The following is a 246-nucleotide window of genomic DNA, read 5'->3' on the forward strand; positions in this document are numbered from 1 at the left end:
CTGTAGTCCGTCCTCACCCTGGCTGCAGGGTCAGGACCGGCCATGAAAGGGGACCCCGATGTCACCGACGCACATCAGTCTGGCCGTCGCTCTCACTCTGGGTATTGTTCTGGCGTTTGGCGGGTTCACCGCGTTCGCGGTGGTGGCACTGTTCGGCGTTATCGGCTTCATTATCGGCCGTGTCCTGGAAGGCAAACTGGACCTGCAGGCCATGCTCGGCAGAGCCTCCGAGCGGCGGTGAGAACA

1 protein-coding gene is annotated in these 246 nt (G+C 62.6%); it reads left to right on the plus strand.

The window, feature by feature from the left end; all coding sequences use genetic code 11:
• Nucleotides 1–58 precede the first annotated feature (58 nt).
• Nucleotides 59–241: a hypothetical protein gene (locus tag AC5RWU_RS24810; RefSeq protein WP_493986811.1), complete on the plus strand. Its 183-nt coding sequence runs from the start codon at nt 59–61 to the stop codon at nt 239–241.
• The last annotated feature ends 5 nt before the right edge of the window (nt 242–246 follow it).

This window comes from Arthrobacter sp. B0427-1-12 (assembly GCF_059092905.1).

Bases quoted from the DNA above. Each gene is read 5' to 3' on its own strand.
- AC5RWU_RS24810 (WP_493986811.1), top strand. From the start codon at position 59: ATGTCACCGACGCACATCAGTCTGGCCGTCGCTCTCACTCTGGGTATT.